A 2537-nucleotide genomic window follows, 5' to 3' on the forward strand; every position below is an offset into this window, starting at 1 on the left:
ACACAGATCTATATATTAAGCGAAACAGAAGCGCTCCAGCCAATAGGTGTAATCGGTGAGATTTGTATCGGGGGTAATGGTCTGGCCAGAGGATACCTGAACCAGGAAGGACTGACTAAAGAGAAGTTCATATCAAGTCCTTTTAAAGAAGGAGACCGGCTATACACAACAGGAGATCTGGGCAGGTGGCTGCCCGATGGGAACATTGAGTTCATAGGCAGAAAAGACGACCAGGTAAAGATCCGGGGATACCGGATAGAGCCTGGAGAAATAGCGCATGCTTTATTAAGCCACGAAGAGATAAAGGAGGCTGTAGTTTTAGCCAAAGAGAACGGGTCAGGAGAAAATGAACTGGTTGCTTACATCACTTCCAATGTTGCACTAAACACAAGCGATTTACGAGGCTATTTAAAAGAGCAGCTTCCGGCGTATATGCTTCCCGCTCACTTTGTTCAACTGAAGGAAATACCATTAACCGCAAACGGTAAAGTGGATAAGAAATTATTACCAAGTCCTGAAGGACTGGGATTAACGAGTGGCGTGGAATATGTAGCTCCACGAAACGAGATAGAAATAAAGCTGGTAAAGATCTGGGAAGAAGTGCTGGAAAGGGAAACGATCGGGGTTAATGATGACTTTTTCGCATTGGGAGGCCATAGTTTAAAGGCTATACGCCTGGGCAATGAGTATCAAAAGGAGTTGTCAGTAAAGCTGAGTTTAAAAGAGCTGTTCGCTCATACCAGCGTAGCATCGCATGCCATACTGATAGCATCTTCAACCAGGGAGGCATTTGTTCAGATAGAAAAACTAACTCCGCAGGCAAGTTATGCGATCTCAGATGGCCAGAGAAGACTCTGGGTATTGAGCCAGTTTGAAGGCGGTTCGGCAGCTTATAACATACCAGGAAGCATTTACCTGAATCAGGACATTGAGATCGAAAACTTCAGGCGGGCTATAGATGCCACCATTGAACGTCATGAGATCTTAAGAACAGTTTTCCGGGAAGATGAGTCAGGAGAGATGAGACAATGGGTGCTGGAAAGAAAAGACCTGGGCTTTGTAATCGAGTACCAGGACTTTAGAAAAGAGGCAAACAGGAATGAAGAAGTAGAAGACTATATCGCAGCAGATGCTTACCGGGTATTCGATCTGGAGAAAGGGCCATTACTGAGGGCTGCTTTACTGCAGGTAGCGGAAGCGGAATATGTATTTTATTTCAATATGCACCATATCATCAGCGATGGCTGGTCTATGGAGGTATTGTCCAAAGATGTATTGAAATACTATGAAGCTTACAAGGCAGGCAAAGCGCCTGAGGTAGATGACCTAAGAATCCAGTATAAGGACTATTCCGCCTGGCATTTATCCCAGTTAAATGAAGAGTCATTTAAAGGCCATAAAAAGTATTGGCTCGACAAGCTCTCGGGAGAACTGCCACTGCTGGATCTACCTGGTACTAAACCGAGGCCCCAGGTGAAGACCTATAAGGGGCATGGTCTGGCTACTTACCTGAATAAGCCAACTACGGCTAAGCTAAAACAATATACACAGGAGAATGGTGGTAGTCTGTTCATGGGCCTGCTGGCCACATGGAATGTGTTGATGTACCGCTATACTTCGCAGCGAGATCTTATCATAGGGACACCGGTAGCGGGCAGGGAGCATGCGGATTTGGAAGACCAGATCGGGTTCTATATCAACACGCTGGCTTTAAGAAATGAGGTTAATCCTGAGGAAAGCTTTGATCGTTTTTACCAGGCCGTAAAAGAGGAAACCTTAAAGAGCTATAACCACCAGATGTATCCTTTTGATCGTTTGGTGGAAGAATTAAACCTTCAGCGGGATACAAGCAGGAGCGCAGTGTTTGATATCATGCTCATCCTTCAAAACAATGGGGAAAGACCAGAAAGGTTTGAATTATCAGATGAAGAATTAAACCAGATCGCGGACAAGGGTTATAACACATCAAAATTCGATATAGAGATCGCGGTCCGGGAACTGGGTGATTACATACACCTGAACTTTATATTCAACCCCGACGTCTATGACAAAGCGATGGTTGAAGGGCTGATAAGGCATTACAGGCAACTGTTAACCGCACTGCTGGAAACTCCGGAACAGAAAATTTCAACAATAGGGTATCTGTCAGAAGAAGAGAAACGCAAACTGCTGGTCACTTACAACGGAACAGCGGTAGCTTATCCAAAGAACAGGACGATCGTTGATTTATTTGAAGAGCAGGTAGCAAAGACCCCTGATAACGTAGCTGTAGTTTTTGAGGATATAGAACTGAGTTATAGAGAGCTCGATGAACGATCTAATCAGCTGGCTCATTACCTGAGAGAACAGGGCGTGCGTGAAGAAACACTGGTGCCCATTTGTATGGATAGGGGCGTAGAGATGCTGGTAGGCATCTTTGCCATCCTCAAGGCAGGCGGCGCGTATGTGCCCATTGATCCGGCTTATCCCCAGGAACGTATCAGTTATATACTTGCTGACACAGCCGCGCGGCTGGTGGTGACTACAATAGAAAGCGA

At 45.5% G+C, this 2537-nt stretch carries 1 protein-coding gene; it reads left to right on the forward strand.

Features of this window, described 5'->3' with window-relative positions; genetic code table 11:
• A partial coding sequence (locus A4R26_RS08260) for a condensation domain-containing protein (protein ID WP_165760192.1) occupies nucleotides 1–2537 on the forward strand: 2537 nt, incomplete at both ends.

The organism is Niastella populi (assembly GCF_002078015.1).
Lineage (GTDB): Bacteria > Bacteroidota > Bacteroidia > Chitinophagales > Chitinophagaceae > Niastella > Niastella populi.